This is a genomic window from Sphingopyxis sp., from assembly GCF_036402335.1.
Lineage (GTDB): Bacteria > Pseudomonadota > Alphaproteobacteria > Sphingomonadales > Sphingomonadaceae > Sphingopyxis.
In genome coordinates this window covers 1-2786 of sequence record NZ_DASWTD010000088.1, presented here as the reverse complement: position 1 = coordinate 2786, position 2786 = coordinate 1, and the positions used below count along the sequence as shown (strand labels likewise).

Here is a 2786-nt window from a genome sequence, read left to right as displayed (position 1 = left end):
CCCGCTTCTGTCAGGTTAATCCCATCGCTCCGCACGGATCTCGTCGCCTTCGCGCGGCTCGACCCACTGTACCCGGCCGTCGGCGAACGTCTCGCGCTTCCACAGCATCACGTCGGTCTTCAGCCGGTCGATCAGATACTCGCACGCCGCCAGCGCCTCAGCGCGGTGCGCACTGCTCGCAAGGACAAGCACGATCGTGTCGCCCGGCGCCATCGCGCCGACGCGGTGGATCAGCGTCAAGGCCGCCAACTTACAGCGATCAGCCGCGTCATGCGCCAGACCGGCGAGTCCCGCCCCGGTCAGCGCCGGGTGATGGTCGAGAAACAATTCGGCCGGTACATCGTCGCCGCGCACCCGCCCGATGAAGCTCGCGCTCGCGCCATGCCCGCCCGCGTCGTGCAGGTCGAGTTCGGCAGCGACATCGATCGCCGACGATTGGACCAGCACCCGGATCATCCACCCGTTACCGGCGGGAACAGCGCGACCTCGCGCGCGCCCGCAAGCTGCGCATCGGGACCGGTCATCGCCCCGTCGACCGCGGCGCGGATGCGATGCGGCTCGGCAAAGGCCAGCGCCCCGCGCTCGTCGCGCGCGGCGAGCCATGCGACCAGCGCGCCGACATCGGCAACGCCCGGCGGAATCTCGACCACCTCGTCGGCGATTCCCATCCGTTCGCGCACCCAGGCAAAATAGGCGATATTCAGCGCCATGGCGCTTAATCCATATGCTTCAGGCCGACGCGCAGATAATCCCAGCCGGTGATCAGCGTCAGCACCGCGGCGCCCCACAACGACACCAGCCCCACGGTCTTGATCCACGCCAGCGCCGGCAGCGCGCCGGCGAGGATCAGCGCGCCGAACGCGACGAGCTGGAAGGTCGTCTTCCATTTCGCGAGTTGCGTCACCGGCATCGAAACCTGCAACGTCGCGAGGAATTCGCGCAGCCCCGATACGATGATCTCGCGCAGCAGGATCATCAGCGCCGCGATGACATGATAGCCCGCGATGTCGCGGGTGAAGACCAGCAGCAGGATCACCGCCGCGATCATGATCTTGTCGGCAATCGGGTCAAGGAAAGCGCCCAGCCGCGAGACGATCCCGCGCGAACGCGCAACATAACCGTCAAAATAATCGGTAATGCCCATCAGGCAATAGAGGCCAAAGGCGAACGCATAGTCCATCGGCTTCGGCTGGTGCGACCCTTCGACCACCCCCGGCCACAGCAGGAACAGCAGGATGGGCACCGCCAATATGCGCGATAATGTCAGGATGTTAGGAAGACTGAGCATGACCCCTGATTCCCGCCGCGAGGGCGTACTTGCGCCAAAATGGCCTTTGACCCCGTCCGCCCTAGCCGATAAGCCCGCGGGGCGACAACCAAATTGCCCGCGGATCGCGTGGTAACCGGACGATGAAGAAAAGATTGGACCACGCATGACCGGCACCTTTGCGCTGTTGAAGCAACGCCGGTTCGCCCCCCTTTTCGTCACCCAGCTGCTCGGCGCGTTCAACGACAATCTGTTCAAAAATGCGATGGTGCTGTTCGTCGTTTACGGCGTGTTCAACGACGAAGCGTCCGAAACGCTGTTCAGCGCGGTCGCGACGGGGCTGTTCATCCTGCCCTTCTTCCTGCTCTCGGCGCTGGCCGGCCAGCTCGCCGACACGCGCGACAAGGCGCGGATCATCCGCATCGTCAAATTCTGCGAAATATTGATCATGCTCGTCGGCGGCGCCGGGCTCGTCCTCGCCTGGATGGGTTTCGCCGTCCACCTGATCGCGATCCCGCTGATGATGCTCGCGTTGTTCGCGATGGGCATCCATTCGACTTTTTTCGGCCCGATCAAATATGCGATCCTGCCGCAGCACCTTGAAAGCGACGAAGTGCTCGCCGGCACAGGTCTCGTCGAGGCGGGCACCTATATCGCGATCCTCGCCGGCACGATCCTTGCCGGCGTCATCGATGTCGAATGGGCCGCGCTCGGCGTCGTGCTCGTCGCTGCGATCGGCTACTGGACGGGGCGAAAGGTGCCGCCCGCCCCGCCCGAGCATGAGGAAACCGGCATCGACTGGCATATCGTCCGCTCGTCGGTCGCGCTCGTCCGCGGGACGATGCATATTCCGCGCCTCTATCTCGCCATCCTGTCGATCAGCTTCTTCTGGACGATCGGTGCGGTGCTGTTCATCCAGTTCCCGCCGCTGGTGAAGAATATCCTGCACGCCGACAAGAGCGTCGCCAGCCTCTTTCTCGCGATCTTCTCGATCGGCATCGCGATCGGCTCGGTCGCGGTGAACCGGCTGCTCAAGGGACAGGTATCGGCGCGCTACAGCCCCGCCAGCGTCATCGTCATGGGCGTGTTCGTCGTCGCCTTCTACTGGGTCTGCCGCAACTGGGAACATGATCCTTCGGGCGTGATGTACGGCATATCGGGGTTCCTGAACCACGCTGACGTCATTCCGCTGCTGCTCAGCCTGCTCGGCATCGCGATCAGCGGCGGCATGTTCGTCGTGCCGCTCTACGCCTTCCTCACCACGACCGTGCCCAAGGACCAGACCGCGCGTACCGTCGCCGCGAACAATATCGTCAATTCGGGCGCGATGGTCGCGGGCTCGCTGCTCGCGATGGGTCTGGGCTTCGCCGGCGTTGGCGTCGTCGACCAGTTGCTGATGAGCGCCGCAATGTGCCTCGTCTCGGCCTGGCTCGCCCAAAAGCTGCACCGCGCCTGCGACTAGGGCAGCTTTGGGGTGGGAGTTGACCCTTTGTGCACCCCGGCGAAAGCCGGGGCCCAG

4 protein-coding genes are annotated in these 2786 nt (G+C 64.5%); 1 reads left to right on the top strand and 3 read right to left on the bottom strand.

Going from position 1 to position 2786, the window contains the following annotated elements; all coding sequences use genetic code 11:
- Positions 1 to 15 precede the first annotated feature (15 nt).
- From VGD20_RS02665 to pgsA, 3 genes are read right to left on the bottom strand one after another with little or no spacing between them, the layout of a single operon-like run.
- Complete coding sequence (locus tag VGD20_RS02665; RefSeq protein ID WP_331132965.1) at positions 16 to 456, bottom strand: molybdenum cofactor biosynthesis protein MoaE; 441 nt, start codon at positions 454 to 456, stop codon at positions 16 to 18.
- Positions 453 to 710, bottom strand: coding sequence for a molybdopterin converting factor subunit 1 (gene moaD / locus VGD20_RS02660; RefSeq protein WP_331132964.1), 258 nt, complete (start codon positions 708 to 710; stop codon positions 453 to 455). Before moaD ends, VGD20_RS02665 begins: the two co-directional genes overlap by 4 nt.
- Positions 711 to 715: 5 nt before the next feature.
- The gene (gene pgsA / locus VGD20_RS02655) at positions 716 to 1288 is read right to left on the bottom strand and encodes a CDP-diacylglycerol--glycerol-3-phosphate 3-phosphatidyltransferase (protein ID WP_331132963.1); all 573 of its coding nucleotides are present in this window, start codon (positions 1286 to 1288) and stop codon (positions 716 to 718) included.
- 145 nt (positions 1289 to 1433) lie between these two features.
- Between pgsA and VGD20_RS02650 the strand changes: the two genes are divergently transcribed.
- A complete protein-coding gene (locus VGD20_RS02650; protein WP_331132962.1) occupies positions 1434 to 2729 on the top strand; it encodes an MFS transporter in 1296 nt (431 codons plus the stop codon).
- Positions 2730 to 2786 lie beyond the last annotated feature (57 nt).

Coding starts and splice junctions, on each gene's coding strand:
- VGD20_RS02665 (WP_331132965.1), bottom strand. CDS start 456: ATGATCCGGGTGCTGGTCCAATCGTCGGCGATCGATGTCGCTGCCGAA.
- VGD20_RS02650 (WP_331132962.1), top strand. CDS start 1,434: ATGACCGGCACCTTTGCGCTGTTGAAGCAACGCCGGTTCGCCCCCCTT.
- pgsA (WP_331132963.1), bottom strand. CDS start 1,288: ATGCTCAGTCTTCCTAACATCCTGACATTATCGCGCATATTGGCGGTG.
- moaD (WP_331132964.1), bottom strand. CDS start 710: ATGGCGCTGAATATCGCCTATTTTGCCTGGGTGCGCGAACGGATGGGA.